Here is a 249-nt window from a genome sequence, read left to right as displayed (position 1 = left end):
GCTCAAAGACGGCGTTGCCCTAGAAGGCACGCTGACCGAAGAGCAAGACGGCACTTGGAGCTTCACGCCGAGCGCCGACCTGGCGGATGGCACTTACGACTTGAGCGTAAAAGTGACGGACGATGCGGGCAATAGCGCGACGTCGACCGAGCTTGAAGTCATCATCGATACCGAAGCGGCGGCGACCATCACAATCGATGATGATATCGCAGGCGACGACATCGTGAACGCAGCGGAAGCGGCTGGTGA

At 59.4% G+C, this 249-nt stretch carries 1 protein-coding gene; it reads left to right on the top strand.

Going from position 1 to position 249, the window contains the following annotated elements; translation table 11 throughout:
• The coding region (locus AB4140_RS19850; protein WP_372002375.1) for an Ig-like domain-containing protein at positions 1-249 on the top strand (249 nt) is incomplete at both ends.

Source organism: Shewanella sp. 10N.286.51.B2, assembly GCF_041469265.1.
GTDB lineage: Bacteria > Pseudomonadota > Gammaproteobacteria > Enterobacterales > Shewanellaceae > Shewanella.
This window is presented reverse-complemented; position numbering and strand designations above follow the sequence as displayed.